General features: G+C 63.0%; 25 protein-coding genes. 16 read left to right on the top strand and 9 right to left on the bottom strand.

Going from position 1 to position 26,951, the window contains the following annotated elements:
• Positions 1-51 precede the first annotated feature (51 nt).
• The 5 genes from VCK47_RS07825 to VCK47_RS07805 all read left to right on the top strand — a co-directional run bounded on the left by VCK47_RS07825 (position 52) and on the right by VCK47_RS07805 (position 6,836).
• Positions 52-945, top strand: coding sequence for a LysR family transcriptional regulator (locus VCK47_RS07825; RefSeq protein WP_322891847.1), 894 nt, complete (start codon positions 52-54; stop codon positions 943-945).
• A gap of 76 nt (positions 946-1,021) precedes the next feature.
• Complete coding sequence (locus VCK47_RS07820; RefSeq protein WP_322891846.1) at positions 1,022-3,097, top strand: hydantoinase/oxoprolinase family protein; 2,076 nt, start codon at positions 1,022-1,024, stop codon at positions 3,095-3,097.
• Entirely contained in the window at positions 3,094-4,776 is a 1,683-nt protein-coding gene (locus VCK47_RS07815; RefSeq protein ID WP_322891845.1) for a hydantoinase B/oxoprolinase family protein, read from the top strand. The genes VCK47_RS07820 and VCK47_RS07815 overlap by 4 nt, the downstream gene beginning before the upstream one ends.
• Positions 4,776-5,978: an FAD-binding oxidoreductase gene (locus tag VCK47_RS07810; RefSeq protein WP_322891844.1), complete on the top strand. Its 1,203-nt coding sequence runs from the start codon at positions 4,776-4,778 to the stop codon at positions 5,976-5,978. Before VCK47_RS07815 ends, VCK47_RS07810 begins: the two co-directional genes overlap by 1 nt.
• 21 nt (positions 5,979-5,999) lie before the next feature.
• Entirely contained in the window at positions 6,000-6,836 is an 837-nt protein-coding gene (locus tag VCK47_RS07805) for an NAD(P)-dependent oxidoreductase (RefSeq protein WP_322891843.1), read from the top strand.
• Between the two features lie 12 nt (positions 6,837-6,848).
• Here VCK47_RS07805 and VCK47_RS07800 read toward each other — a convergent pair whose 3' ends face one another.
• Entirely contained in the window at positions 6,849-7,274 is a 426-nt protein-coding gene (locus VCK47_RS07800; protein WP_322891842.1) for a DMT family transporter, read from the bottom strand.
• Complete coding sequence (locus VCK47_RS07795) at positions 7,271-7,738, bottom strand: DMT family transporter (RefSeq protein WP_322891841.1); 468 nt, start codon at positions 7,736-7,738, stop codon at positions 7,271-7,273. The genes VCK47_RS07800 and VCK47_RS07795 overlap by 4 nt, the downstream gene beginning before the upstream one ends.
• A gap of 127 nt (positions 7,739-7,865) precedes the next feature.
• Here VCK47_RS07795 and VCK47_RS07790 point away from each other — a divergent pair, with 127 nt between their 5' ends.
• The 7 genes from VCK47_RS07790 (at position 7,866) to VCK47_RS07760 (ending at position 13,994) form a co-directional block, all read left to right on the top strand.
• The gene (locus VCK47_RS07790) at positions 7,866-8,048 is read left to right on the top strand and encodes a hypothetical protein (RefSeq protein ID WP_322891840.1); all 183 of its coding nucleotides are present in this window, start codon (positions 7,866-7,868) and stop codon (positions 8,046-8,048) included.
• Between the two features lie 8 nt (positions 8,049-8,056).
• Positions 8,057-8,563 carry a hypothetical protein gene (locus VCK47_RS07785; RefSeq protein ID WP_322891839.1) on the top strand — a complete coding sequence of 169 codons (507 nt, stop codon included), beginning with the start codon at positions 8,057-8,059 and terminating at the stop codon, positions 8,561-8,563.
• Positions 8,564-8,959: 396 nt separating this feature from the next.
• A complete protein-coding gene (gene rpsD / locus VCK47_RS07780) occupies positions 8,960-9,580 on the top strand; it encodes a 30S ribosomal protein S4 (protein ID WP_322891838.1) in 621 nt (206 codons plus the stop codon).
• Positions 9,581-9,704: 124 nt separating this feature from the next.
• A complete protein-coding gene (locus VCK47_RS07775; RefSeq protein ID WP_322891837.1) occupies positions 9,705-11,126 on the top strand; it encodes a homospermidine synthase in 1,422 nt (473 codons plus the stop codon).
• A gap of 134 nt (positions 11,127-11,260) precedes the next feature.
• Positions 11,261-12,346, top strand: a complete 1,086-nt coding sequence (hisC, locus tag VCK47_RS07770) for a histidinol-phosphate transaminase (protein ID WP_322891836.1) — start codon at positions 11,261-11,263, stop codon at positions 12,344-12,346.
• Positions 12,346-13,272, top strand: coding sequence for a prephenate/arogenate dehydrogenase family protein (locus VCK47_RS07765; protein WP_322891835.1), 927 nt, complete (start codon positions 12,346-12,348; stop codon positions 13,270-13,272). The genes hisC and VCK47_RS07765 overlap by 1 nt, the downstream gene beginning before the upstream one ends.
• Complete coding sequence (locus tag VCK47_RS07760; protein WP_322891834.1) at positions 13,269-13,994, top strand: extensin family protein; 726 nt, start codon at positions 13,269-13,271, stop codon at positions 13,992-13,994. The genes VCK47_RS07765 and VCK47_RS07760 overlap by 4 nt, the downstream gene beginning before the upstream one ends.
• A 6-nt stretch (positions 13,995-14,000) precedes the next feature.
• Here the strand turns inward: VCK47_RS07760 and VCK47_RS07755 are convergent, their stop codons facing one another.
• On the bottom strand, positions 14,001-15,041 hold the full coding sequence (locus VCK47_RS07755) for an aspartate-semialdehyde dehydrogenase (protein WP_322891833.1): 1,041 nt from the start codon (positions 15,039-15,041) through the stop codon (positions 14,001-14,003).
• Between the two features lie 394 nt (positions 15,042-15,435).
• Between VCK47_RS07755 and ileS the strand changes: the two genes are divergently transcribed.
• Positions 15,436-18,426, top strand: coding sequence for an isoleucine--tRNA ligase (gene ileS / locus VCK47_RS07750; protein ID WP_322891832.1), 2,991 nt, complete (start codon positions 15,436-15,438; stop codon positions 18,424-18,426).
• A 105-nt stretch (positions 18,427-18,531) separates the two neighbouring features.
• On the opposite strand, the gene VCK47_RS07745 is transcribed toward ileS, so the two are convergent.
• The 4 genes from VCK47_RS07745 to fsa form a co-directional block, all read right to left on the bottom strand.
• Positions 18,532-19,227 carry a CDP-alcohol phosphatidyltransferase family protein gene (locus VCK47_RS07745; RefSeq protein WP_322891831.1) on the bottom strand — a complete coding sequence of 232 codons (696 nt, stop codon included), beginning with the start codon at positions 19,225-19,227 and terminating at the stop codon, positions 18,532-18,534.
• Between the two features lie 42 nt (positions 19,228-19,269).
• Positions 19,270-20,190, bottom strand: coding sequence for a tyrosine recombinase XerC (locus tag VCK47_RS07740; RefSeq protein ID WP_322891830.1), 921 nt, complete (start codon positions 20,188-20,190; stop codon positions 19,270-19,272).
• The gene (locus tag VCK47_RS07735) at positions 20,190-20,885 is read right to left on the bottom strand and encodes a DUF484 family protein (protein ID WP_322891829.1); all 696 of its coding nucleotides are present in this window, start codon (positions 20,883-20,885) and stop codon (positions 20,190-20,192) included. The genes VCK47_RS07740 and VCK47_RS07735 overlap by 1 nt, the downstream gene beginning before the upstream one ends.
• Before the next feature lie 144 nt (positions 20,886-21,029).
• The gene (gene fsa, locus VCK47_RS07730) at positions 21,030-21,683 is read right to left on the bottom strand and encodes a fructose-6-phosphate aldolase (RefSeq protein ID WP_322891828.1); all 654 of its coding nucleotides are present in this window, start codon (positions 21,681-21,683) and stop codon (positions 21,030-21,032) included.
• An 84-nt stretch (positions 21,684-21,767) separates the two neighbouring features.
• Here fsa and VCK47_RS07725 point away from each other — a divergent pair, with 84 nt between their 5' ends.
• Positions 21,768-23,960 carry a primosomal protein N' gene (locus tag VCK47_RS07725; RefSeq protein WP_322891827.1) on the top strand — a complete coding sequence of 731 codons (2,193 nt, stop codon included), beginning with the start codon at positions 21,768-21,770 and terminating at the stop codon, positions 23,958-23,960.
• A 36-nt stretch (positions 23,961-23,996) separates the two neighbouring features.
• Here VCK47_RS07725 and VCK47_RS07720 read toward each other — a convergent pair whose 3' ends face one another.
• Positions 23,997-24,599, bottom strand: a complete 603-nt coding sequence (locus VCK47_RS07720; RefSeq protein ID WP_322892020.1) for a thymidine kinase — start codon at positions 24,597-24,599, stop codon at positions 23,997-23,999.
• Between the two features lie 105 nt (positions 24,600-24,704).
• Here VCK47_RS07720 and arsH point away from each other — a divergent pair, with 105 nt between their 5' ends.
• Positions 24,705-25,415, top strand: a complete 711-nt coding sequence (gene arsH, locus VCK47_RS07715; protein ID WP_322891826.1) for an arsenical resistance protein ArsH — start codon at positions 24,705-24,707, stop codon at positions 25,413-25,415.
• Between the two features lie 52 nt (positions 25,416-25,467).
• A complete protein-coding gene (locus VCK47_RS07710) occupies positions 25,468-25,803 on the top strand; it encodes a VOC family protein (RefSeq protein WP_322891825.1) in 336 nt (111 codons plus the stop codon).
• 6 nt (positions 25,804-25,809) lie between these two features.
• Here VCK47_RS07710 and VCK47_RS07705 read toward each other — a convergent pair whose 3' ends face one another.
• Entirely contained in the window at positions 25,810-26,928 is a 1,119-nt protein-coding gene (locus VCK47_RS07705; protein WP_322891824.1) for a beta-ketoacyl-ACP synthase III, read from the bottom strand.
• Between the last annotated feature and the right edge of the window lie 23 nt (positions 26,929-26,951).

Here is a 26,951-nt window from a genome sequence, read left to right as displayed (position 1 = left end):
CATTGCTCATCGGCTGTATCCCTGCTGGACATCCGGTGCGAAAGGTCCGCCATGCGGCTTAATCTCAAGCAACTCGAAGCCTTCGTCTGGGTCGCCGATCTGCAAAGCTTTCGCGGTGCCGCCGACCGGCTGGGCACGACGCAGCCCAATATCTCGGCGCGGATCGCGGGGCTGGAGCAGGCGCTGGGCACGGTGCTGATGACGCGGGATGCGGGGTCCGTCGTGCTGACGGCCAAGGGGCGCGACCTGCTGGCCCATGCCCGCCGCGTGCTGGATGCGACCGACGCACTGATCGCGGCGGCGGATCAGAAGGCGCTGATCGACGGCACCCTGCGGCTGGGCGTGACCGAGATGATCGTCCACACCTGGCTGCGCGACTATCTGCGGCGGCTGAAGGACACCTATCCCAAGCTCAGCGTGGAACTGACCGTCGATCTGTCGGTCAATCTGGAACGGATGCTGGCCGACCGCCGCCTTGATCTGGCGATCCAGAACGGCCCGTTCACGCGGCTGACCAGCGGGCAGATTGATCTGGGCGCTTACGGCATGATCTGGGTCGCGTCCCCTGCCTTGGGGCTGGCGGGGCGGACAGACATGGCCGATCTGGTCGCGCATCCGATCCTGACCCATGCCCGCGACACCCATCTTTACGCGCAGGTTGCCGCCCATTTCGCGACCGCGAAACGGCCCGCGCGGCTGGTGCCGTCCAGCAATCTGGCCGCCTGCCTGCATATGACGATCGACGGGATGGGGGTCGCTACCATGCCTGCCGCGATGGTCGCGGACCCTTTGGCGCGGGGGCAACTGGTGCAGGTCGATTACGGTTGGACGCCTGCGCCTTTGCATTTCTTCGCCCGCTATGACGCCGAAAGATCGGCGCGGATCGTGGCGGATGCGGCCCAAGTCGCGGTCGGGGTTTCGGCCGCCTTTGATCAAAATTACTGATCCTCTTGATCCGATAAAATAATTGGATGTGATGCTGTCGCGCGCTTAGGCTGGCACCACAGCAGAAGGACAGATCATGCAGCACGCAATCCGGCTCGGCGTCGATATCGGCGGCACATTCACCGATGTGGTGCTGGAACTGGCGGGGGCCAGCCATTCGACCAAGGTGCTGACCACCTATGCCGCGCCCGAGGATGCGATTATCGACGGGATGCATCAGGTCTGCGCCAAGGCAGGCATCACGCCTGCGCAGATCGGCCAGATCATCCACGGCACGACCTTGGCCACCAATGCGCTGATCGAACGGCGCGGCGCGCGCACGGCGCTGATCACGACGGAAGGGTTCCGCGACGTGATCGAGATGCGCACCGAAAGCCGGTTCGAGCAATACGACCTCAACCTGCAACTGCCCGAACCCTTGCTACCTCGCCAGCACCGGTTCACGCTGCTTGAGCGTGTCGATGCACAGGGTGCCGTCCTGATCCCGCTGGACCGCGAAGAAATCATCGCACTGGCCGAGGACATGGCCAGCTACAATTTCGACAGCATCGCCGTGGGGTTGCTTCATTCCTATCTGAACCCCGCGCATGAACGCATGATCCGCGATGTGCTGGCCGAACGCCTGCCGGGGGTGATGGTGTCGCTGTCGTCTGAAGTCTCACCGCAGATGCGCGAATATGAACGGTTCAACACGACCGTCGCCAATGCCTATATCAAGCCCTTGATGAAATCCTATCTGGGACGGCTGAAATCGCGGCTGGCAGATGAGGGTGCGGAGTGTCCCGTCTTCCTGATGCATTCGGGCGGCGGGATCATCAGCCTTGAAAATGCGGCGGAATTTCCGGTGCGGCTGGTGGAATCAGGGCCTGCGGGCGGTGCCGTGTTCGCCGCCCATATCGCCGCGCGCTATGGTTTGGACAAGATCTTGTCCTTTGACATGGGCGGCACCACGGCCAAGATCTGCCTGATCAAGAACCAGACCCCGAAAACCGCCCGCGTCTTCGAGGTGGCGCGCAGTTACCGTTTCAAGAAAGGCTCCGGCATGCCGATTTCGATCCCCGTGATCGACATGGTGGAAATCGGCGCAGGCGGCGGTAGCCTCGCCCATGTCGACAGCCTGCGGCAAATCCGCGTCGGGCCGGAAAGTGCCGGGTCCGAACCGGGACCCGCCTGCTACGGGCGCGGCGGGCAGCGCCCGGCGGTGACGGATGCCGATCTGGTACTGGGCAAGCTCGACCCCGACAATTTTGCGGGTGGGTCGATCAGGCTGCACAAGGTTGCGTCTGACGCGGCGCTGACCGCACTTGGCGCCCCGCTGGACATGGATGCCCTGACCGCCGCTTACGGTCTGGCCGAGGTCGTGGATGAAAACATGGCCAACGCCGCCCGTGTCCATGCCGTGGAAAATGGCGAGGATCTGGCCGGTTACACGATGATCGCCTTTGGCGGGGCCGCGCCTCTGCACGCAGGGCGTTTGTGCGAAAAGCTGGGCGTCGCGCGTTTGCTGGTGCCGACGGGCGCGGGCGTGGGCTCGGCCATCGGCTTTCTGCGCGCGCCGTTTAGTTTCGAGGCGACGCGCAGCGTGTATATGAAACTGTCGGCCTTTGACGCAGCAACCGTGCGCGATCTCCTGGCCGCCTTGGCGGAGGAAGCGACAGGTTTCGTACGCAACTGCGACGCCAGCGCCCCGATCGAGGCGCAATCCAAGGTCTATATGCGCTATTCCGGCCAAGGCTGGGAAATCCCCGTCAGCCTGAGCGCGGATCAGGCGGCCAACCCCGACGCCGCTACCTTTCAGGCGCTGTTCGAGGCGGATTATACCTCCCTGTTCGGTCGCACCGTCACCGGCATGGATATCGAAATCACCGTCTGGGCGGTCAATGCAACGACCGCCAGCGCCATAGCCACCCCGCTGCCTGCCACCCCCGCAGGCCGCGCGATCACGGGCCACGCCACCCGTCCCCTGTTCGACCCCGCACTGGCAAAGACCGTGCAGGCGCAAATCGTCCCGCGTGCCCGGCTGGCGCCGGGCGATACCGTCACCGGTCCCGCGCTGATCACCGAGGATGAAACCACCATCGTCGTCCCCGCCAGCCGCATGGCCACGGCGCGACCCGACGGCACCATCGACATCACGGAGATCAGCGCATGAGCAATGTCGCCAACCAAGTCATGTGGAACCGTCTGATTTCCATCGTCGAGGAACAGGCGCAGGCGCTGGTGCGCACCGCCTTTTCCACCTCCGTGCGCGAGGCAGGCGATCTGTCGGCGGGTGTCTATGACGCCGCGGGCCTGATGCTGGCGCAGGCGGTCACGGGTACACCCGGCCATGTCAACGCGATGGCCGATGCCGTGCCGCATTTCATCCGCCGGATTGGCCGCGACACGATGCGCGAAGGCGATGTCTATATCACCAACGACCCTTGGGAAGGCACCGGCCATCTGCATGATTTCACCGTGGTCACGCCGTCTTTTTACCAAGGCCGCCATGTTGGGTTTTTCGCCTGCACCGCCCATGTCGTCGATGTCGGCGGGCGCGGGTTCGGCGCGGATGCGGCGAGTGTCTATGAGGAAGGCATCCACATTCCGATCATGCGCTTCGCTCATGCGGGCCGCGTGGACGAGACCCTGATCGCGATCATCCGTGGCAATGTGCGTGAACCGGATCAGGTGGTGGGCGATCTTTACGCGCTGGCGACCTGTAACGAGATCGGCCAGCGGCGGCTGGCGGAAATGCTGGCGGAATTCGGCCTTGCCGATCTGGATGGGATCAGCGACTTCATCCTGACCAATTCGCGCCGCGCAACCTTGGAACGGATCGCCGCCTTGCCGCGCGACAGCGCGACGGGCGCGATGCGGATCGACGGGTTCGATGTGCCCATCGACCTCTGCGTCAGCCTGAAGATCGAAGCAGACCGGATCATCTGCGATTTCAGCGGCACATCGGGCGTCGACAAGAAAGGCATCAACGTGCCCTTGGTCTATACCAAGGCCTATGCCTGCTATGCGCTCAAATGCGCGATAGCACCCGAAATCCCCAACAACGCGGCATCGCTTGCGCCGTTCGAAATCACGGCCCCCGAAGGCAGCATCGTCAACGCGGTGCATCCCGCGCCAGTCGCCCTGCGCCACATCATCGGGCATATGATCCCCGATGTGGTGTTCGGCGCGCTGGACAAGATCTTGCCTACGACTGTGCCCGCCGAAGGGGCGGGGTGTCTGTGCAATTTTCAGGTCAGTCTGCGCCCTGCCACCGGCCAAGGGCGCAGGGCCGAGGTGCTGACCTTCAATTCCGGCGGGGCTGGCGCGCGGCCCGGCGTTGATGGGCTGAACGCCACCGCCTTTCCATCCGGCGTGATGACCATGCCGGTCGAGGCGACCGAACACACCGGCCCCGTCATCATCTGGCGCAAGGAATTGCGTCCCGACAGCGGTGGGGCGGGCCAGTTCCGTGGCGGGTTGGGCCAGTTCATGGAGGTTGGGCCCGCGCAAGGCTTCGAGGCTGACTTTTCCGCCATGTTCGACCGTGTGCATCATCCCGCGCGCGGGCGGCAGGGTGGGGCCGATGGTGCCGCGACCACGATTGCGCTCGACAATGGCGGCACGATGCAAGGCAAAGGCAAGCAATTCGTCGCCGCAGGGCGACGGGTCATGCTGGGGTTGCCGGGCGGGGCGGGTTACGGGCCTGCGACTGACCGCGACCCTGCCCTCATCAAGCGCGATCTTGCGCGCGGCTATATTTCTGCGAAAGCTGCGATGCGCGATTACGGCCTGACCGAGGCCGATGTCGCCGCAGTCATGGCCCAAGTAACCAAGGGAGAAACCGCCTGATGCAGACCCCTGCCAAATCCAGCTACGACGTGGTCATCATCGGCGGCGCGATGCTGGGGTCGGCGGTGGCGTGGTTTCTGACGGACAATCCCGATTTCGACGGGTCTGTGCTGGTCGTGGAACGCGATCCGACTTACGCGCAGGCCGCCACATCGCTGACCAATTCCTGCATCCGCCAGCAATTCAGCGCTGCGATCAATGTGCAGATCTCGCAATTCGGCGCGGATTTCGTCAAGAATTTCCCCCGCTACATGGGCAATGACCCGCGCGTGCCGCAGCCGCGTTTGCACAGTTTCGGCTATCTCTATCTGGCCGACACGCCTGCATTCGCCACGGCCTTGCGCGATGCGCAGGCGGTGCAGGCCGCTTGCGGAGCTGCGACCAAGCATATGACCCGTGACGAAATTGCCGCCGCCTATCCTTTCTACCAGCTGGACGATATCATCGCGGGCAACCACAATCTGGTGGATGAGGGCTATTTCGACGGCAACACCCTGTTCGACTGGTGGCGGCGGTCCGCCCGCGAACGCGGCGTGGAGTACATTTCCAACGAAGTCACCGCGATCACCCGTGACGATAGCGGCACCCGCGTGCAAAGTGTGACCTTGGCCACGGGCGACACCATTGCCTGCGGCCATGTCGTGAACGCCGCAGGCACGCGCGGCGCGCAGGTGGCGGCGATGGCGGGGATCGACATTCCGGTGGAGCCACGCAAACGCTATACCTTTATCTTCGAGGCCGCCCAAAGGCTTGACCGTGACCTGCCGCTGACGATTGACCCATCAGGCGTGCACGTCCGCACTGACGGGCAATATTACATGGCCGGTTGCCCGCCCGAAGATGACCAGCCCGTCGATCCCACCGATTTCACCGAAGATCACAGCATCTGGGAAGACCATGTCTGGCCCACCATCGCCACCCGTATCCCGCAATTCGAGGCGGTGAAGCTGCGCAATTCATGGGCGGGGCATTATGATTACAACACGCTCGACCAGAATGCGATTGCGGGGCCGCATACGCAGGTGGCCAATTTCATCTTTGTGAACGGGTTTTCAGGGCATGGGTTCCAGCAATCGCCCGCCATGGGGCGGGGCATTGCGGAATGGATCACTTATGGCCAGTACCGCACGCTGGACTTGACCCCGTTCGGCTATACCCGCATCGCAAAGGGTGAGAAGTTCATCGAAAAAGCGGTGATCTGAACCGCGACGAAAGGAAGTGCCATGAAGAAACTTGTCCTGACAGGGGCCGCAGGCCGGCTTGGGTCTTACCTGCGCGAACCGCTGACGCGGATGTGCGATGAACTGGTCTCGACCGATATCGTGGCGGAGATCGGCAAGCTATACGAAGGCGAGTCCTATGTGCAGGCCGATCTGACCGATCTCGCCGCGATGGAGGCGGTGCTGGAAGGTGCCGATATGGTCGTGCATTTCGGTGCCATCGGGGACGAGGCGCCTTGGGACGATATCCTGCAATCCAACATCATCGGCGCCTATAACGTCTGGGAAGCGGCCAATCGCAAGGGCGTCAAGCGAGTGGTTTACGCCAGTTCCGTCCATGCCGTGGGGATGCATCTGAAAACCGATACTATCGGTCTGGACGCGCCGCACAGGCCCGACACCTATTACGGTCTGGCAAAATGTTTCGCAGAGGATCTGGCGAGCCTTTACTGGGACAAACGGGGCATTGAATCTGTCTGCATGCGCATTTTTTCCTGCGCGCAGGCGACCAATGCCCGCAGCATCGGCACTTGGCTGTCCTATGATGATCTGATCCATCTGGTGGAACGGTCCATCGACAGCCCTGTCGTGGGCTTCACCAAGGTCTGGGGCATATCCAACAACGACCGCGCGGTAGTGGATAACAGCAAGGCGGGGCATCTGGGCTATCGACCCAAGGACAATGCCGAACAATTCGCCAAGGAAGTTTTCGCCAAGACACCGCCACTGGATAACAAGGACCTTGCCAACCTGTGCATCGGCGGCCCTTTCGCCACGGTGGAACTGGGCAATTCCGGCGTCGCGGCCCTTGGCGTGGTCAACGACAAGAAAACGACCTGAGCCCCTGCGCGGTCAGTCCTTGGCCGACCGCGCGACCCACATGCCCGCAAGGATCAGGGCAACGCCTGCGACCCGCGCCAGCGCATTGCCCGCCGTGCCCATGACGATGTCGATCACGACACCTGAAATCATCTGCCCCGCGATGATAAGCAGTGCTGTCTGCGCCGCCCCGATCCGCGCGATCAGCCATGACCCTGCGGCGATGAACACCACGCCCAGCGGCCCGCCCAGATAGGCCCACCACGGCGCATCCCACGGCGCACCCGCAAACAGACCGCCCGCAACAAGGGCGATCAGCGCCACGAACACCATCCCGATAAAGTGGTTCCAGAACGACGATTCCATCGCCGATGTAGACAGCGCCAGCCGCCCGTTGATCTGGCGGCTGAACGACACCAGCACACCGGCCATCACGGCCAGAACCGCAAATCCGATCATGCCGCACCGCCAAAGAAAATCAGGATCATGCTGCCCGCCGCAATCAGCGCCAATGCCAGATAGTCACGCCATTTCGGCATTCGCTGCGGCAAGCCGAAGAGGCCGCGGATATCGGCAAACAGGCTGAACACCATCTGCCCCGCCAGCCCCAGCGCGATCGTGCCCGACAGCGCCAGCGCCGAATTCATCGTGGCAGAGGTCAGCATGACCGTCACGCCGCCCGCGATGCCGCCCAGATAGGCCCAGAGCGGCGGGCGCACGGTCTGCGCGCGCTTGGGCCGCAAGACCAGCAGAAACACGATGGCCGCAAGCGTTCCGGTGAAATGCGGCACAAAGGACGAAAACAGCAGCGACCCATAGCTGGCCAGCGTCCCGTTTAACAGGACAAGCAGCGACAACAGGCATCCCGCCGCAAAAGCGGCCGCCAGATGCAAAAGACGCGGGGCAGGGGCAAGATCGGACATGCTGCGATCTATCGACCGATCCGCGGGGGAAGGCAATTGGTCTTGCGCGGCGAAAGAAACTGGCGATTGTCTCGCCCTGAAGGTCATGTGATGTTTACCGCAGACACGGAATGGGTGCAGGGCGGATATGTTCAATCAACTGATACGCCCGCTGCGACAGGCCGCTTTGTGTGGTCTCGTCCTTGCTATTGGTGCCGAACGAGCGGCTGCGCAGACTGCCCTCGACGGCACGACCTTCACCTATGGCAACACTGTGTTTGACATCGGGTCGATCCAGATAGCGCCGTTCTGGATGACCGCATTTTTGTAGCACGGACAGTGCCGTGGATCCGCGACCTGTATCGGTCCGTTCCCGAACTTGCCACAGTTCATGATTTTCTGATCCAGCACCTCGAACCGCGCGAGGGTGTTTTCTATCCTTGGCTGCCGGACAGAGCCTTGCAAAACGACCTCGCGCATCTGCCTGACCATTTTCGTCCGGACAACTACACAACGGCCACGGAAACTGACGCTTTTCTGTATTTTACGGAAGAAAGCAGCGCGTATTTTCTAAGTTGCAATTGGGGGCCTGGCGGCATTCCCGGAGGGTTGATGAGCTGTAGCGTCATCATAAAATACGTTGCCGAACCGAATATACGGATCATTGTCCGGGTCGATCCCGTTGACCGTCTGGACAGGCATGACTTTCGCGAGATTGCGATCAAGGCCCATCGCTTTGTGCGCTGTGAGCTGGATGTGCCTGATCCGGCCTCTCTCCGCACGCCCCGCCTGGCATCTGAAACCATCCCTGAGTTTCACGCGCCGTTTGAAGCGGTCATTTCCTGACGCGCAACGGGCCTCCTCCTTTCAGGTGGGACAGCAATCGCAGACTGGCAAGCGGCGGGCAATCCAGTGCGCATTGTGCGGGGCCGAAACCCTGTACGACTGCAACACGGGCCACACGGCTGCCAGACGGATCAAACAGAAAACTCATTAACAAAGGCGCTTGGGTCGTTGTTGCCGTCCCTTTGCCTATATCGCGGGCAGTTGTGGTGACAATTTGGCAAAACTTTTACATTCCTGCGTTCCCTGCCAAAACAGGGGCCGTTGACACCACGTGATTCCCGTCTATAAGCCGCGACTTCATTGGTGTTGGTGGACCGCGCAAGCGGAACCCTGTCGGCGTGGCGCAATCCACGCAAAGGACAACGCCCTTCGCAACGTAAAGAAGGAAATCAGCGTATGACCAAACGTACCGCTGCCAAGTATAAAATCGACCGCCGGATGGGTGAAAACATCTGGGGCCGTCCGAAATCCCCCGTCAACCGTCGTGAATACGGCCCCGGCCAGCACGGTCAGCGCCGCAAGGGCAAACTGTCCGACTTCGGCACACAGCTGCGCGCCAAGCAGAAGCTGAAAGGCTATTACGGCGATCTGACCGAAAAGCAGTTCCGCCGCATCTATGCCGAAGCCGAACGCGTCAAGGGCGACACCGGCGAGAACTTGATCGGCCTGCTGGAGCGTCGTCTGGACGCTGTGGTCTACCGCGCCAAGTTCGTGCCGACCGTGTTTGCGGCCCGCCAGTTCGTGAACCACGGCCATGTGACCGTGAACGGCCAGCGCGTGAACATTCCGTCCTACCGCGTGAAAGAAGGCGACGTGATCGAAGTCCGCCAGAAATCCAAGCAGCTGGAAATCGTCCTTGTGGCCGCCCAACTGCCAGAGCGTGACGTGCCCGACTACATGGAAGTCGACCACAACAAGATGACAGCGACCTTCGTACGCACCCCGACACTGGGCGATGTGCCTTATCCGGTGACGATGGAACCAAACCTCGTCGTCGAATTCTACGCCAAGAACTGATCCGACGCTTTCGTCGCGATTGCAAAGCCGTCCTTCGGGGCGGCTTTTTCGTTTCGGACGGCGGCCTGCCAAGGTTTCCTTTTGCGGGATGATCCGTTATCGACGGGCGAGTTAAACCAAGGGGATGATGATGGCGCACCCAATCCATGGTCGTATCGACGGGCCGATCGTGATGATCGGCTACGGCTCTATCGGCAAAGGCACGCTGCCGCTGATCCAGCGCCATTTCGACCATGATCCGGCACTGTTAAGCGTGATCGAGCCCAACCCCGCCGCTGCCCCTTTGCTGGCCGAACAAGGGATCACGCATCACCAGCTTGCGCTGACGCAAGACAACTACCGCGCCGTGCTGGGCGGGCTGTTCCCGGACGGGCGCGGCTTTTGCGTGAACCTGTCGGTCGATACATCCTCGCTCGACCTGATGAAATTCTGCCGCGAACTGGGTGTGCTTTACATCGATACCGTGGTCGAGCCTTGGGCGGGTTTCTATTTCGACACCACCGACAACGCACAGCGCACAAATTATGCCCTGCGCCAGAAGGTGCGCGATGAAAAGGCCGCCAATCCGGGCGGCACGACGGCGGTGTCCTGTTGTGGTGCCAACCCCGGCATGGTCAGCTGGTTTGTGAAAGAAGGGCTGATGACCCTGTCGCGCGATCTGGGCCGCGATGACCCTGTGCCCGCCGACCGTGCAGGCTGGGCGCGGCTGATGCAGGACCTTGGTGTCAAGGGCGTGCATATCGCCGAGCGTGACACGCAGGCCCGCGCCCAACCGCGCCCGCGCGACGTATTCGTCAACACATGGTCGGTCGAGGGTTTCATCGCCGAAGGCTTCCAGCCCGCCGAACTGGGCTGGGGCACGCATGAGACATGGTTTCCCGACAATGGCCATCGCCACGCGACGGGCTGTCAGGCGGGGATCTGGATCGAACGGCCCGGTGCCATCACACGCGTGCATACATGGTGCCCGACGCCGGGGCCGCAATTCGGCTTTCTGGTCACCCATAACGAGGCGATCAGCATCTCGGATTACTATACCGTCGGCGATCCGGCTGCGCCCGCGTTTCGCCCGACCTGCCATTATGCCTATCACCCCTGCGACGACGCGGTGCTGTCGCTGCACGAGATGTTCGGCGCGGGCCGCCAACAGACGGCGCATGAAATCCTTGACGTGGACGAGATTGTCACCGGAATCGACGAATTGGGTGTGCTGATCTACGGGCATGCGAAAAACGCGCTCTGGTTCGGATCGCGCCTGTCGAACGAAGAGACCAAGACGCTCGCCCCCTACCAGAACGCGACGGGGATGCAGGTGACATCCGCCGTGCTGGCGGGGATGGTCTGGGCGCTTGAGAACCCGCAAGCCGGGATCGTGGAGACCGACGAGATGGACCATGCGCGCTGTCTGGACATCCAGCGCCCCTATCTGGGCCCGGTCGAGGCGCATTACACCGACTGGACGCCTTTGCAGGACCGCTGGGAACATTTCCCCGAGGACATCGACGAAACCGACCCCTGGCAATTCCGCAACGTACTGGCGACCTGATCCGGGTTTTGGCACACCCAGAGGCGCTCTGCGCGGGGATATTTTTACGCGGAAGATGATCGCGCTGTCTTGTCTCTGGTCACGGCGTGGTGGCACGGGTAGAACGGGCCAAATTTCACGCGGAAGACCTGATCATGGCGAATGGTATTCAACCTCAACCCGGTATTCTGGAGATCGCTCTCTATGTGGGCGGGGCGTCCCGGATCGAGGGGCAGAGCAATGTGCTCAAACTGTCCTCGAACGAGAATCCATTAGGCGCGAGCCCTGCAGCAATGCAGGCATTTTCGCGCGCGGGCCATGACCTGCACCGCTATCCCTCGACCGATCATGCCGACCTGCGTGCGGCCATCGCCGAGGTCTGGGGCGTCGATGCCGGACGCGTGGTGTGCGGTGTGGGGTCGGGGGAAATCCTCAAGCTGCTGGCCGAAGCCTATGCCGGGCCCGGCACCGAGGTCGTGTTCACCGAACACGGCTTTTCGATGTATCCGATCTATGCCCATGCTTGCGGCGCGACGCCCGTCATCGTGCCCGAACGCGACCGCGTCGTCGATGTGGATGCGATCCTTGCCGCCTGCACCGACCGCACGCGGCTGATCTATCTGGCGAACCCCGCCAACCCCACCGGCACGATGATCCCCGAGACGGAGGTCGCGCGCCTTGCTGCCGGTCTGCCGCCGCAGGCGCTTTTGGTGCTGGACGGGGCCTATGCCGAATATGTTGAGGATTTCGATGCTGGCCGTGCCTTGGTCGATGCGCGCGACAATGTCGTCATGACGCGCACGTTTTCCAAGATATACGGGCTGGGCGGGATGCGCGTCGGCTGGGCTTACGGCCCGCAGGCGGTGATCGATGTGCTCAACCGGCTTCGCGGGCCGTTCAACCTGTCCGCTGCAGCACTTGCCGCTGCCGAAGCCGCGATGCGCGACACCGCCCACACCGAGCGCTGCCGCGTCGAGAACGCCCGCTGGCGCGACTGGCTGGCGGCGGGGTTGGCCGAATTGTGCGTGCCTTCGGACACCTCCAGCGCCAATTTCATCCTTGCCCGTTTCGGCAGCCCCGCCGAGGCGCAGGCGTGTGACGCTTATCTGCGCTCGCAAGGGATCATCGTGCGACAGGTGGCTGGATACGGTTTGCCGCACTGCCTGCGGATCACCGTGGGTGACGAATCGGCCTGTCGCCGGGTCGTGCATGCGGTGGGTCAGTTCAAGGGCTCGCGCTGATGGCGGTGATCTATGACAAGGTCGCGCTGATCGGGCTGGGCCTGATTGCGTCGTCCATGTGCCATGCGATCAGGCGCGCAGGCCTTGCGCGCGAAATTGCAGGCTATGCAAGATCCGCCGAAACCCGCGCCATCGCGCGCGAGATCGGGCTGTGCGATCACGTGTCTGACACGGCGGCCGAGGCTGTCGCGGGGGCCGATCTGGTTGTCCTCTGCGTGCCTGTTGGCGCAATGGAATCTGTCGCGCGCGAGATTGCGCCGCATCTGAAACCCGGTGCCACGCTCAGCGATGTAGGGTCTGTCAAATCGGCGGTGATCGATGCGGTCGCCCCTTTCGTACCCGAAGGCGTGCATTTCATTCCTGCGCATCCGCTGGCAGGGACCGAGCATTCTGGTCCGCGGTCCGGGTTTGCGGAGCTTTTCGACAACCGGTTCTGCATTCTGGTGCCTGCCGCTGGCACCAACCCCGCCGCTGTCGCGCGGCTGGCGGAACTGTGGCGCGGCATGGGTAGCAATGTCGACGAGATGGACGCCGAACACCATGATCTGGTGCTGGCCGTCACCAGCCATACGCCCCACCTGATCGCCTATACGATGGTCGGTGTCGCCGACGATCTGCGCCGTGTGACCGACAGCGAAGTCATCAAATATTCCGCCGCAGGCTTTCGCGATTTCACCCGCATTGCGGCGTCCGATCCGACGATGTGGCGCGATGTGTTTCTGAACAACAAGGATGCGACTTTGCAGATCCTCGGGCGCTTTACCGAGGAATTGTTCGCCTTGCAGCGTGCGATCCGGCGCGGTGATGGCGATCATCTGCACGCCTATTTCACCCGCACGCGGGCGATCCGGCGGTCGATCATCGATGCAGGGCAGGATACCGACGCCCCCGATTTCGGTCGCAAGCCCGCGGCCAAGCCGGAATGATCCGCGCGCTTGTCATCGGGCTTGCCTTTTTGGGTGGTCCTTTGGCGGCGCAGGACGGCGATGACGGCGGACCCGTCCTGCGCCCTGTCGCAAGGCCCGAGGTTAGCGCGCCACCCGCCGTGATCCCGCAATCCCTGCGCCCCACGGCCCGCCCTTCCAGCATCGAAGCTGCGGCCACCGAGCAGCGCCTTGCGCGGGAACGCGGGCAGGTTTGTGGCAATGTCGCTATTCAGGGGCAGGTGCTGGGTGTCGTCGACGGGCCGGGGGCTTGCGGTGTCACCGATGCGGTGCGCGTGCGCGCGGTCGAAGGGATCACGCTGGTGCCCGAGGCGACGATGGATTGCAAAACGGCCGAAGCCTTGCAGGACTGGGTGACACAAGGCGCCACGCCTGCGATCGGTGATCTGGGCGGCGGCATCGCCAGCCTGCGGGTCGGGTCGCATTATGCTTGCCGCAACCGCAACAATGCATCGGGCGGGCGGTTGTCCGAACATGCGCTGGGCCGTGCCATCGACATCGCCGCGGTCCGCCTGCGCGACGGGTCTGATATCACCGTGCTGCGCGGATGGGGGCATCCGGCCCACGGCCCCATCCTGCGGCAGATGTGGCGCGCGGCTTGCGGGCCTTTCGGGACCGTGCTTGGCCCCGAAGCGAACCGGTTTCACCACGACCATTTCCATTTCGACACGGCGCGATATCGCAGCGGCACCTATTGCCGCTGATGCGCCCTACGCCGCCATTGCGCGCAGCCGCTCCGCGATCTGTACCGCGTTGAGTGCTGCCCCCTTCAGCAGCTGGTCGCCCACGATGAACAGCGCGACCGACCGGCCCGAGGGATCGCCCAGATCGGTGCGGATGCGCCCGACCAGCACGTCATCCGCGCCCGACGCCTCGACCGGCATCGGAAAGTGATTGGCGCTGCGGTCATCGACCAGCCGCACGCCGGGGGCCTCGGCCAGCGCAAGGCGGATGCTGTCGATGCTGACATGCGCGTCAAACCGGACCGTCAGCGCGATCCCGTGCGCGCGCAGCACTGGCACGCGGATGCAGGTCACGCTGATCGGCAACTGCGGGCGGTTCAGGATCCGGCGCGTTTCGGCGATGACTTTTGTCTCCTCGCCGTTATAGCCGGTGTCAGGGTCGACCTCGGCATTGTGGCTGAAGATGTTGAAGGCATAGGGATGCGGCAGCACTTTGGGCGCGAAATCCGTGCCGTCCAGCTGGGCGCGGGTGCTGTCGCGCAATTCGGCCATCATCGCAGCGCCGCCGCCCGATGCGGCCTGATAGGTGGCCATCGACAGCCGCGTGATCGACCAGCGCTGGTGCAGCGGCGCAAGCGCGGTCGTCAGGATCGCCGCGATGCAGTTGGGGTTGGCGATGATGCCATGCGCGCCTTGGAGGGCGCGCGCGTTCGCCTCTGGCACGACCAGCGGCACGCTGTCATCCATGCGGAAGGCCGAGGAATTGTCGATCACCTGCGCGCCTGCCGCCACGGCCAGAGGCGCATAGCGCCGCGATGTCGCGGCACCGGCCGAGAAAAAGGCGATATCGACGCCTGTGAAACTGTCCTCGGCCAGTTCTTGCACCGGCACGGCGCGGCCCTGATACCGCAGGGTGCTCCCCGCGGAGCGGGCCGAGGCAAAGAGCCGAAGCTCGCCAACCGGAAAATCGCGGCGTTCCAATGTCTTGATCAGCGCAAGCCCGACAGCGCCGGTGGCGCCGATAATGGCCACAACGGGCAAGGGCGGGATAGGGGAATGGGCGTTCATCTGTCTTCCTTTCGTGAAAATCGGAAGACGGGGCCCTGGCTGCGAAAGCCCCGTCCGGTCCGGCGGGGCTTTGTGCGGCTAGGTCAGCTGTGATGCAGCCATGCCAGACATTCCCCCGCGGACGCGGTGGTCATCTTGGTCATGGTTTTGGTCATCATCATTGCCATGCGCAGGCGGATAGCAAAGCCGCACGTTTCTGGCAAGGGTCTGCGCGCAACACGGCTTTACCCTGCGGGACTTGGGTTCTATAAGCGCGGGCATGACATGCATGATGATCCTACGCATTATTTGCCCGGCGGTTTAGGCGTCTGAACCGGCCGGGACCATGGTGCAAGCGATTGCGCACCGCGCCTCATCTTTCCTTCCATTCCCGATTGTCCAAAGGACGCGACCCATGTGCGCCGAAACCACCGACTACAAGACTACACTGAACCTGCCGCAGACCGATTTCCCGATGCGCGCCGGACTGCCGCAGCGCGAACCCGAATGGCTGGCCCGCTGGGCGCAGATCGGGGTTTATGACAAACTCCGCGCCAAGGCCGAAGGGCGCAAGCCTTTCACCCTGCATGACGGCCCGCCTTATGCGAACGGCAACCTGCATATCGGCCACGCGCTGAACAAGATCCTCAAGGATATGGTTGTGCGCAGCCAGCAGATGATGGGCCGCGACGCGCGCTATGTGCCGGGCTGGGATTGCCACGGCCTGCCCATCGAATGGAAGATCGAGGAAAAGTACCGCGCCAAGGGGCAGGACAAGGACGCCATCAATGTCGTCGATTTCCGGCAGGAATGCCGCAAGTTTGCCGAAGGCTGGGTCGATATCCAGCGCGAGGAATTCAAGCGCCTTGGCATCACCGGCAACTGGGACGACCCTTATCTGACGATGGCCTTCCACGCCGAACGGGTGATTGCCGAGGAATTCCAGAAATTCCTGATGAATGGCACGCTGTATCAAGGGTCCAAGCCCGTGATGTGGTCGCCGGTGGAAAAGACAGCACTTGCCGAGGCCGAGGTCGAATACCACGACCGCCAGACTGACGCGATCTGGGTCAAGTTCCCCATTGTCTCCGCCGCCTCGCCCGAGCGCGACAACATGGCCGCACTTGCCAATGAAGAGGAAACGCCCGAAGCCCGCCACGCGATCATGGCCGCAGGCATGACCCGCGAGGCGCAGCTGCTGGCCGCCAAGGTGGTGATCTGGACGACAACGCCCTGGACCATCCCGCAGAACCGCGCGATCTGTTTCGGACCCGGCATCGCTTACGGCCTTTACGAGGTCACAGGTGTTCCTGACGAAAGCTGGGCAAAGGTTGGCGATACCTATCTGCTGGCCGATGCGCTGGCCGCCGATGCGCTGGGCGCGGCACGTCTTGACGACACGATGTACCGCCGCATCCGCAGCGTGCAGATCGACGAATTGGAAGCCTTGGTCTGCGCCCATCCCCTGCGCGGGGTGGACGGCGGCGCGGGCGAATGGGATTTCGACGTGCCCTTGCTGCCGGGCGAACATGTGACCGACAGTGCCGGCACCGGCTTTGTCCACACAGCGCCCAGCCACGGCGATGACGATTACGCCATCGGGGTCAAACATGGCCTGCCGATGACCTACAACATCCTCGACGACAGTTCCTACCGCGCGGACCTGCCGTTTTTCGGTGGCGAGGCGATCCTCAAGCCCAACGGCAAACCCGGTGGGGCCAACAAGGTCGTCATCGACAAGCTCAAAGAGGTCGCCGCCCTGATCGCGACCAAGCGCATCACGATTTCCGACGCGCATAGCTGGCGGTCCAAAGCGCCCGTGATCCGCCTGAACCGCCCGCAGTGGTTTGCCGCCATCGACAAGGCAGTGGGCGACGGGCAGGACCAATACGGCAAGACGATCCGCGAACGTGCTTTGCGCTCGATCGACGAATTGGTGACATGGACGCCCAAGACTGGCCGCAACCGGCTCTATTCCATGATCGAGGCGCGCCCCGACTGGGTGCTGTCCCGTCAACGCGCCTGGGGCGTGCCGCTGACCTGTTTCACCAAGAAGGGTGCACAGCCTAGCGATGCCGATTTCCTGCTGCGCAATGCCGATGTCAACGCCCGCGTGCTGGAGGCCTTCGAGGCCGAAGGCGCAGATGCTTGGTACAAGGATGGTGCGAAGGCACGGTTCCTGACGGGCATCGTGGACCCTGATGCCTACGATCAGGTGTTCGACATTCTGGACGTGTGGTTCGACAGCGGTTCCACCCATGCTTTCGTGCTGCGCGACCGTGCGGACGGCTCGACCGACGGCATGGCCGATCTTTATCTCGAAGGCACCGACCAGCATCGCGGCTGGTTCCATTCGTCGATGTTGCAGGCCTGCGGCACGATGGGCCACGCCCCCTATCGCGGGGTGCTGACGCATGGGTTCACGCTGGACCAGAAGGGCATGAAAATGTCCAAATCCATCGGCAACACCATCGCGCCCGAAAAGGTCGTGCAACAATATGGTGCCGATATCCTGCGGCTTTGGGTGGCGCAGTCGGATTATACCGCTGACCTGCGGATCGGGGATGAAATCCTCAAAGGTGTCGCCGACAGCTATCGCCGCCTGCGCAACACAATGCGGTATATGCTGGGGTCACTGGCCGACTTCTCGGAGGCTGACCGCACCGCCCCCGCCGACATGCCCGAACTCGAACGCTGGGTGCTGCACCGTCTGGCCGAACTCGACGTGACCGTGCGCGAAGGCTATGCGCGTTACGATTTCCAAGGCGTGTTCCAGGCGATCTTTACCTTCGCCACGGTCGATCTCTCGGCTTTCTATTTCGACGTGCGCAAGGATGCGCTCTATTGCGACGGTGACACCGCGCGCCGCCGTGCCGCGCGCAGTGTGCTCGACATCCTGTTCCACCGGATCACCCGCTGGTTGGCACCCATGCTGTGCTTCACGATGGAGGAAGTCTGGCTCGAACGCTTCCCCGGCGATGAAAGCTCGGTCCATCTGGAAGACTTCGCCGAAACCCCCGCCGACTGGCGCGATGATGCGCTGGCCGCGAAATGGGCCACTGTCCGCCGCGCCCGCCGTGTTGTCACCGGCGCATTGGAGGTGGAACGCACCGCCAAGGTCATCGGTGCATCGCTCGAGGCGGCACCGACTGTCTATGTCAGCGTGGATGTGGCACAGGTGCTGGACACCACCAGCTTTGACGATCTGTGCATCACGTCGGGCATCACCATCAGCACCGATACCGCCCCCGAAGGCGCATTCCGGCTGGATGATGTGGCCGATATCGCCGTGGTTTTTGCCCATGCGACAGGCGACAAATGCGAACGCTGCTGGAAAATCCTGCCCGATGTCGGCACCCATGCCCATCCGGGCGTCTGCGGGCGCTGCAACGACGCCTTGGGCTGAAACGAAAAAGGGCGGCACCAACTGCCGCCCTTCGATCATCTTCCGGGCCCGTTGAATTGTCTTTGACAGTTCAACGTATTCCTCGCCGGAGCCATAAAAGCCCTGTCAGCCGTCCTTGCCATACATGATCTGCTGCGCGATGCCTGCGAACAGCAGATAGAGCGAGGTGACGATCAACCCCCAATGCGCGGGGCTGTCGGGGTGGAATCCGACCCATGCTGCCCAACCCGCGAAAAACGTCCATGCCAGAGCCATCGGCAACGTCACCATCCGCCAGCGTTGCGTGCGCACGGGATGGACGAATTTCAGCGGGATGAACATCCCCACCGCCAGTGCGGATACCAGCACCAGTGAGACCCAGAAATTCGGCTCGAGCGCGAAGATCACCAGCACCACCATGTTCCAGCAGCTTGGAAAGCCTGAAAAGGAATAATCCTTTGTCTTCATCCGCGTATCCGCGAAATAGAGCGCTGAGGCAAAAGTGATCACGATGATCGCGGTCCAGCCCGTCCAGCCCGGCAACAGGCCGGATTTGAACAAGGCATAGGCCGGCACAAAGACATAGGTCAGATAGTCGATGATCAGGTCCAGCAGCACGCCGTCGAACACAGGCGCGTTGCGCTTGACCTCGTAGCGGCGCGCCAGCGGTCCGTCGATCCCGTCCACGAAAAACGCGACGACCAGCCACAGGAACATCAGGTTCCATTTTTGATCTACCGCCGCCAGCATCGCCAGCATTGCGAATACGGCGCCAGAGGCTGTCAGCAGGTGAACGGAAAGGGCCTTGGCGCGTAAAGTCATCAAACCGTCATAGCTAATTTTCATCATAGGGCAACGCCAAACTCAGGCTTTGGGATGGGCGCGGTCGTAGACGGCCATCAGTTGGGCGGCATCGACGGCTGTATAGGCTTGCGTCGTGGACAATGACGCATGTCCAAGCAGTTCCTGAATGCTGCGCAGATCACCGCCCGCTGCCATCAGATGCGTCGCAAAAGAATGGCGCAGGGCATGCGGCGTCGCCGTCGCGGGCAGACCCAGTTGCAGGCGCGTCTGTTCGACAACCTTCTGGATCGCACGGGGGGCCAACGGCCCGCCCCGCACGGCGCGGAACAGCGGCGCATCGGCGGTCTGGGCGTAAGGGCACAGCCGCAGATAGCCCGTGACAGCCTCGCGCGCGATCTCGAGCACCGGGACGATCCGTTCCTTGCCGCCCTTGCCGGTGATCCGCAGCACGGGTGGCAGCGGCGCGTCGCGGCCTTGCAGCGACAGCGCCTCGGATATGCGCAGGCCGCAGCCATAAAGTAGGGTGACGACAGCGGTATCGCGCGCCGCAACCCAAGGCTCGCGGGCCTGCAACCCGATCTGGTCAATCATGTCACTGGCGGCAGGGGCCGTCAGCGGGCGGGGCAGCTTGGGCTGGAACTTGGGCGAGCGCGTGGACAAAACGGCGGTCGGCTCGAACCCTTCGCGCGCGGCCAGCCAGCGATAGAACGACTTGACCGCCGATAGCGACCGCGCAAGCGAGCGTGCCGCCACACCGCGCCCGCGTTCATGCGCCATCCATGCACGCATGTCCGACATGGTCACACGCGCCAGCGGCGCCAGCCCCTGCGCATCGCCGTTGTGCTGCGTCAGGAACGCCATGAAGCCCAGCACGTCGGCGCGATACGCCTTGAGCGTGTTGTTCGCGACACCCGCCAGCGCGCGTTCTTGGTCCAGCCAGCGATCCAGCGTTGCGGTCAGCGCGGGCGAGATGAATGCCATCAGGCCAGCCAGCGGCGCAGCACCCGTTCCAGCACGCCGGTGAAGAAAGCCAGCAGGTCGGTGCCTTGCTGTTGGCTGAATTGCGTAGGGTTCTCGCTGCCCATGACCAGCATGGCGGGCCTGCGTCCTTCGCCCAGATCCAGTTTCAGGCAAGCTTCGGACTGGATGAATGGCGCGCGGTCGCCATAAAGGCTGGCGCCGACGTTCTGGAACTTGCGCAGGGTGACCTGACGGGCGGGCATGTTCCGGCCCAGCGTGATATAGCTTTCGACAAAGCCGGTCTCGACCACGACGATAGCGGGGTCCATGTCGGGATGCTCTGCGGGCGTGTCCGTTTCCAGCGCCAGCCGGACCGCATCGACACGCAACGTATCGGCCACATCGCCGGTCAGATCGCGCAGAAAGCTCGCGAATGTCTGGGCATCCATCATCCGCAGGATCGCGCGATGCACCTGATTGGTGCCTGCCAGATTGTCATAGGCAGCGGCGATGACATTGCGATGGGTGTCTTCCAGCCGATCGAAACGCGCCTCTAGGCGTTCCATCGCGATGGCGCGCAGGTCGACGATATTGCCGCCGCGCGCATCGTCATTGGCACCGACCAGCGCGCGCATCACGTCGTGGTCGTCCAAAAGGAAATCGGGATTCGCAATGATCTTCGCGCGAAGGTCATCCGCCAGTGAGGTCTTGGTCATAGGGCTGCTCTGCTTTTGTTTTGTCACAAGCTAGCAGGTCTGGGTGCGGGATGCCGCAACTTTTTTCAGCACGGCGCCATGGCGTGGCGTTTTTGCCAAGGGCTGCAGCTAAGGTGGGTCCGGACCCACCTTACGCCTTCTGCATCAGAGGATCTTGATTCCGGCCTTTTCCACATCGGCCATGAAACCAGCCAGACCCTTGTCCGTCAGGATATGGTTCGCCATCGCCTTGATCACGGCAGGCGGAGCCGTGGCCACATCGGCCCCGATCTTGGCGCAATCGGACATATGGTTTGCGGTGCGGATCGAGGCGGCAAGGATCTGCGTCTTGAAGCCGTAATTGTCATAGATCGTGCGGATATCCTCGATCAGTTCCAGACCGTCGAGGTTGATGTCATCCAGCCGCCCGATGAACGGGCTGATGAAGGTCGCCCCCGCCTTGGCCGCGAGCAGCGCCTGATTGGCCGAGAAACACAGGGTGACGTTAACCATGATCCCTTCGTCCGACAGCGTCTTGCAGGTTTTGAGACCCGCCCATGTCAGCGGCACCTTGACGGCGATGTTGTCAGCAATCTTGGCCAGCTTGCGGCCTTCCGCCAGCATGGTTTCGGCGTCCAGCGCCACGACTTCGGCCGACACCGGACCTTTTACAAGATCACAGATTTCCTTGGTGACTTCGAGGATGTCACGCCCCGATTTGGCGATCAGCGACGGGTTCGTGGTGACCCCGTCCACCATGCCAAGGTCGTTAAGCTCCTTGATCTGGTCAATCTCGGCCGTATCGACGAAAAACTTCATAACTTCCCTCCGGGGATGGGTTGGTGTTTGTTGGTCCAGCGTTTACCTGAGGACGCAGGCAGCGTGAACCCTCAAAAGGCGGTTATGACCCAGAGCTACTTTCATCAAGGCGATCTGGTCGGCGTTCTGACGACACAACCGCTTGACCGGCTTCTGGATTACAAGGCCCCTGAAGGCGGCTGCCATCTGGGTGCCTTTGTCGAGGTGCCGCTGGGTCCGCGCAAGGTGTTGGGTGTCGTCTGGGGGCCGGGGCAGGGGGATTATGATCTTGCGAAAATCCGGTCGGTGATCCGCGTGCTGGACGTGGCACCCATGCGCGACGAGATGCGTGATTTTCTGACCCGCGCTGCCGATTACACGCTGACACCCATGCCCGCGATGCTGCGCCTTGGCACCCGTGCGCCGGGCTTGGGTGATGCGCCCTCCATGCGCAAGGTCTACCGCCTTGGCACCGGCGAACCAGACCGAAAGACCGCCGCCCGCGACAAGGTGCTGGCCGTGCTGCGCGACTATGGCGGGCTGGCCTTTACCCTTGGCGAACTGGCCGAGGCTGCGGATGTCGGCACCTCGGTCGTCAAAGGGCTGGTTGCCCAGGGTGCGGTTCTGGAAGAGGACGCACCGCGTGATGTCCCCTATCCGCCGCTGGACCCCGACCACGGCGGCAAGACGCTGAACCCCGATCAGGCGGCTGGGGCCGCGGCGCTGCGCACAGCCCTGCGCAAGGACGGCTATGGCACGACCCTGCTGAAAGGTGTCACCGGCTCCGGCAAAACCGAGGTGTACCTCGAGGCCGTTGCCGAAGCCCTGCGCATGGGCAAACAGGCGCTGGTGCTGCTGCCCGAAATCGCGCTGTCGGGCGAATTTATCGAACGGGTCGAGGCGCGGTTCGGCATGCGCCCCGCCGAATGGCATTCGGGCGTGACGATGACTGAACGGCGGCGCTGCTTTCGGATGGTCGGGCAGGGCGATGCGCAACTGGTGGTTGGCGCACGCTCGGCGTTGTTCCTGCCGTTCCGGAACCTTGGCCTGATCGTAGTCGATGAAGAACACGACACGTCCTACAAACAAGAGGACGGCGTGCTCTATAACGCCCGCGACATGGCGGTGCTGCGCGCGGCCCTTTGCGGGGCACAGGTGGTGCTGGCCTCGGCCACGCCAAGTCTTGAAAGCTGGGCCAATGCGCAGGCGGGCAAATACGCGCGGCTCGACCTGACATCGCGGTTCGGCGCGGCTGTCATGCCGGACATGGCCGCCATCGACATGCGGGTCGAGGATTTGCCGCATGGACGCTGGGTGTCACCCACCCTGCGCGACGCCATCGCCGACCGGCTGGAGAAAGGCGAACAATCGCTGATCTTTCTCAACCGCCGCGGCTATGCGCCCGTTACCCTGTGTCGGGCCTGCGGGCACCAGATCGGCTGCGACCATTGCGATGCGCGGATGGTGGAACACCGCTTTCAAAAGCGGCTGATGTGCCACCAATGCGGCGAGACGAAACCGATCCCCGTGATCTGTCCGTCCTGTGGCGCTGCCGACAAGCTCGCCGCTGTCGGCCCCGGCGTGGAACGCATGGGCGAGGAAGTCGCCGCGCTGTTCCCCGACGCCCGTATCGCCGTGCTGTCCTCGGACCTGTACGGATCGGCCCGCGCGATGAAGGCACATATCGCCGAGATCGCTGCGGGCGGCACCGATATCATCATCGGCACACAGCTGGTCGCCAAAGGGCATAACTTTCCGCATCTCACGCTGGTCGGCGTGATCGACGCTGATCTGGGCCTGCAAGGGTCCGATCTGCGCGCCGCTGAACGGACGTTCCAACTAATGCGGCAGGTCGCGGGTCGCGCGGGGCGCGCTGCAACCCCCGGTGTCGCCCTGTTGCAGACCTACCAGCCCGATCACCCCGTGATCCGCGCGATCCTGAACGGGGACGAGGAAAGTTTCTGGTCAGCCGAGGCGACTGAGCGCCGCGCGGCTGGCGTGCCACCCTACGGGCGGATGGCAGGCATCATCCTCAGCGGGCCGGACCTGAAGGCGGTATTTGATCTCGGCAACGACATGGCCCGCCGCGACGCGCCCTTGCGCCAGATCGGTGCGCAAGTGTTCGGCCCCGCCCCCGCCCCCATCGCCCGCGTACGCGGCAAACACCGCGTGCGCCTGCTGGTCAAGGCCGACAAATCCGCGCCGCTGCAAACAGCCCTCGCGCACTGGGTCGCGCAGTTCCGCTTGCCCGCGAACCTGCGCCTTGCGATCGACATTGACCCACAAAGCTTTTATTGACCCGATCTTCCGAGCCCAAATATCCCCGCCGGAGGCCTAAAAGTTTTTCTTCTCCGGCACGTCCTCGCCCATTTCCTGCCGCCAGTGACGGCGACACAGCGATACATAGCGGTCATTCCCGCCGATCACGATCTGGTCGCCGGTGCTCAGCACGCGACCATCGGCATCCTTGCGCACGACCATCGTCGCCTTCTTGCCGCAATGGCAGATCGTGCGGACCTCGCGCATCTCGTCCGCCAGCGCCAGAAGCGCGGCAGACCCCGGAAACAGCGCCCCCAGAAAATCGACGCGCAAGCCAAAGGTCATGATCGGCACGCCCAGATCATCGACCGCGCGCGCCAGTTGCCAGACCTGTGCGGGGTCCAGAAATTGTGCCTCGTCGATGAACACGCAAGCGCAGGGGCCCGCGTCCAGCCGCGCCTTTATCTTGGCGAACAGGTCCTCGCCGGGGGCGAAAGTGTCGGCATCCGCGCCAATCCCGATCCGGCTGCCGATCCTGCCGTGGCCCGCGCGATTATCCAACTGCGCGATCATCAGATAGGTCTGCATCCCGCGTTCGATATAGTTGTGCGACGCCTGCAAAAGCACGGTCGATTTGCCCGCGTTCATGGTGGAATAGTTGAAATATAGCTTTGCCATCCCGCTGATTTGCCTTGCCCGCGCAAGCTTGGCAAGACCCGCAGGCCTGTTCACCCGCGCCATCTGTGATAGGTCCATCACCGACCACATCCGAAAGGGACGCCCATGGACCTGTCCGATCTGCCCAATATCACCCCCGGTGCCTTGCAGCCGCTGGACCATGCCGCCCTTGCGGGGCCGGATGATGCGGGCCATCCGCCGCGTATCCTTTTGCTTTACGGATCATTGCGCCCCGTCAGCTATTCGCGCCTCTGCGCCGAGGAAGGCGCGCGGGTGTTGCGCGCGCTGGGCTGCGAGACGCGGTTCTTCGACCCCTCCGGCCTGCCGTTGCCGGCTGACGGGGTCGGTACCGATCACCCCAAGGTCGCCGAACTGCGCGACCTCGCGCTTTGGTCCGAAGGTATGGTCTGGTCCAGTCCCGAACGGCACGGTGCGATGACGGGCATCATGAAAACCCAAATCGACTGGCTGCCGCTGTCGCCCATCGGCGGCATCCGCCCGACGCAGGGCAAGACGCTGGCGCTGATGCAGGTCTCGGGCGGGTCGCAGTCGTTCAACACCGTCAACCAGATGCGGATTCTGGGGCGATGGATGCGGCTGATCACCATTCCTAACCAGTCATCCGTCCCGATGGCGTGGAAGGAGTTCGAGGGCGGGCGCATGAAACCGTCCCCGCTCTACAACCGGATCGTCGATGTGATGGAGGAACTCGCGCGCTTCACCCTCATGACCCGCAGTCGCGACAGGATGCTGACGGACCGCTATTCCGAACGGGTCGAATCCTTGCAGGATGTGCATCAACGGGTCAGTGGTTGACAGGTGTGAACGTATAGGGAACATTCGCGCCATCATAGCAGTGGATAGCTCCATGACTCAAAATTTGCGGATCGACTACGTGGAATTCTACAGCGCGCGGCTGGAGGTCACGCAGGACTTCTTCGCCAAGGCTTTCGGCTGGGATTTCGTGAATTACGGCCCCGATTACCGCGACATCCAGGGTGCGGGCATCGGTGGCGGCATCGAGCGCGCCCCCGCCAAAGCACCGCTTGTCGTGCTGCATGCCGATGATCTGCAGGAAGCCTATGACCGGATCAGCGCGGCTGGTGCCGAGATCACGCAAGAGATTTTCGATTTCCCCGGCGGGCGGCGTTTCGAATTCCGTGAACCGGGCGGCACGGCAATGGCGGTCTGGACCAAGACCTGATCCGGCTCAGGCCCGTTCCACGATCACCGATCCCACCGAATAGCCTGCGCCAAACGAACAGATCAGCCCTTTGTCACCCGCCGACAGATCGGCCGAGTTCTGCGCAAAAGCGATGATCGATCCGGCGGAGGACGTATTGGCATAATCCTGCAGGATGTTCGGTTGCTCGTCGGGCGCAGGCACGCGGCCCAGCACCTTGCGGCCAATGTAATCGTTCATCGTCTTGTTGGCCTGATGCAGCCAGAGCCTGCGCAGGCTGTCGGCGCTCACACCTTCGGCATCCAGATGGTCGGCGATGTGTTGGCTGACCAGTGGCAACACCTCTTTGAATACCTTGCGGCCGTTCTGCATGAACTGCATGTCGCGGCGGTCCTCCATCGCGTCATGGGTGCGGCGCAGATAGCCGTTGTTGTTGCGGATGTTGTTGCTGAACTGTGTCGCGCAACGGGTGGACAGGACCTTGAAATGCGGTTTGTCCAAGCCTTCGTCGCGTTCCAGCAGGGTCGCCGTCGCCACATCGCCAAAGATGAAATGGCAATCGCGGTCGCGCCATTCCAGATGGGCGCTGCAAATCTCGGGGTTGACGACCAGCGCGCGGCGGATTGACCCCGCGCGGATCATGTCGGCGGCGGTCTGGATGCCGAAAGTGGCGCTCGAACAGGCGACGTTCATGTCGAAGGCAAAGCCGCCCGCACCCAGAAGCTGCTGGATTTCCACGGCAATCGCCGGATAGGCGCGTTCCATGTTGGACGCGGCACAGATCACCAGATCAACGTTCGCAGCATCGACGCCCGCCGCTGCCAGCGCCTTTTGGGCGGCATCAAGGCCGATTTCGGCCATATAGCCGGGCGCGTCATCGGGGCGCTGCGGCAGACGCGGGAACATGCGCGCGGGGTCCATCACACCCGATTTGTCCAGCACATAGCGCTGTTCGATCCCCGAGGCGGCAAGGATGAAATCGGCCGAGGAATGCGGCTTGGCCTCGACCGCGCCCGCGGTGATGGCATCGGCGTTCTGCGCGTTCCACAGGTCCGCATGGGCGTTGAAGGCCGCGACCAGTTCGTCATTGGTGATGACCTGGGACGGGGTGAAGACCCCAGTCCCGGTGATGGCTGCCTTGTGCATGTCCGCTCCCGTAAATCGTGCGC

Origin of the sequence: Yoonia sp. 72 (assembly GCF_034652275.1) — a bacterium.
Taxonomy (GTDB): domain Bacteria; phylum Pseudomonadota; class Alphaproteobacteria; order Rhodobacterales; family Rhodobacteraceae; genus Yoonia.
The sequence above is the reverse complement of the archived record's forward strand: the minus strand, read 5'-3'. Positions and strand labels throughout refer to the sequence as shown.

Coding starts and splice junctions, on each gene's coding strand:
- hisC (WP_322891836.1), top strand. CDS start 11,261: ATGGCGAATGGTATTCAACCTCAACCCGGTATTCTGGAGATCGCTCTC.
- VCK47_RS07810 (WP_322891844.1), top strand. CDS start 4,776: ATGCAGACCCCTGCCAAATCCAGCTACGACGTGGTCATCATCGGCGGC.
- VCK47_RS07795 (WP_322891841.1), bottom strand. CDS start 7,738: ATGTCCGATCTTGCCCCTGCCCCGCGTCTTTTGCATCTGGCGGCCGCT.
- ileS (WP_322891832.1), top strand. CDS start 15,436: ATGTGCGCCGAAACCACCGACTACAAGACTACACTGAACCTGCCGCAG.
- fsa (WP_322891828.1), bottom strand. CDS start 21,683: ATGAAGTTTTTCGTCGATACGGCCGAGATTGACCAGATCAAGGAGCTT.
- VCK47_RS07735 (WP_322891829.1), bottom strand. CDS start 20,885: ATGACCAAGACCTCACTGGCGGATGACCTTCGCGCGAAGATCATTGCG.
- VCK47_RS07815 (WP_322891845.1), top strand. CDS start 3,094: ATGAGCAATGTCGCCAACCAAGTCATGTGGAACCGTCTGATTTCCATC.
- VCK47_RS07745 (WP_322891831.1), bottom strand. CDS start 19,227: ATGACTTTACGCGCCAAGGCCCTTTCCGTTCACCTGCTGACAGCCTCT.
- VCK47_RS07725 (WP_322891827.1), top strand. CDS start 21,768: ATGACCCAGAGCTACTTTCATCAAGGCGATCTGGTCGGCGTTCTGACG.
- VCK47_RS07820 (WP_322891846.1), top strand. CDS start 1,022: ATGCAGCACGCAATCCGGCTCGGCGTCGATATCGGCGGCACATTCACC.
- VCK47_RS07705 (WP_322891824.1), bottom strand. CDS start 26,928: ATGCACAAGGCAGCCATCACCGGGACTGGGGTCTTCACCCCGTCCCAG.
- VCK47_RS07765 (WP_322891835.1), top strand. CDS start 12,346: ATGGCGGTGATCTATGACAAGGTCGCGCTGATCGGGCTGGGCCTGATT.
- VCK47_RS07760 (WP_322891834.1), top strand. CDS start 13,269: ATGATCCGCGCGCTTGTCATCGGGCTTGCCTTTTTGGGTGGTCCTTTG.
- rpsD (WP_322891838.1), top strand. CDS start 8,960: ATGACCAAACGTACCGCTGCCAAGTATAAAATCGACCGCCGGATGGGT.
- VCK47_RS07805 (WP_322891843.1), top strand. CDS start 6,000: ATGAAGAAACTTGTCCTGACAGGGGCCGCAGGCCGGCTTGGGTCTTAC.
- VCK47_RS07710 (WP_322891825.1), top strand. CDS start 25,468: ATGACTCAAAATTTGCGGATCGACTACGTGGAATTCTACAGCGCGCGG.
- arsH (WP_322891826.1), top strand. CDS start 24,705: ATGGACCTGTCCGATCTGCCCAATATCACCCCCGGTGCCTTGCAGCCG.
- VCK47_RS07720 (WP_322892020.1), bottom strand. CDS start 24,599: ATGGCAAAGCTATATTTCAACTATTCCACCATGAACGCGGGCAAATCG.
- VCK47_RS07775 (WP_322891837.1), top strand. CDS start 9,705: ATGATGATGGCGCACCCAATCCATGGTCGTATCGACGGGCCGATCGTG.
- VCK47_RS07740 (WP_322891830.1), bottom strand. CDS start 20,190: ATGGCATTCATCTCGCCCGCGCTGACCGCAACGCTGGATCGCTGGCTG.
- VCK47_RS07790 (WP_322891840.1), top strand. CDS start 7,866: ATGTTCAATCAACTGATACGCCCGCTGCGACAGGCCGCTTTGTGTGGT.
- VCK47_RS07825 (WP_322891847.1), top strand. CDS start 52: ATGCGGCTTAATCTCAAGCAACTCGAAGCCTTCGTCTGGGTCGCCGAT.
- VCK47_RS07755 (WP_322891833.1), bottom strand. CDS start 15,041: ATGAACGCCCATTCCCCTATCCCGCCCTTGCCCGTTGTGGCCATTATC.
- VCK47_RS07800 (WP_322891842.1), bottom strand. CDS start 7,274: ATGATCGGATTTGCGGTTCTGGCCGTGATGGCCGGTGTGCTGGTGTCG.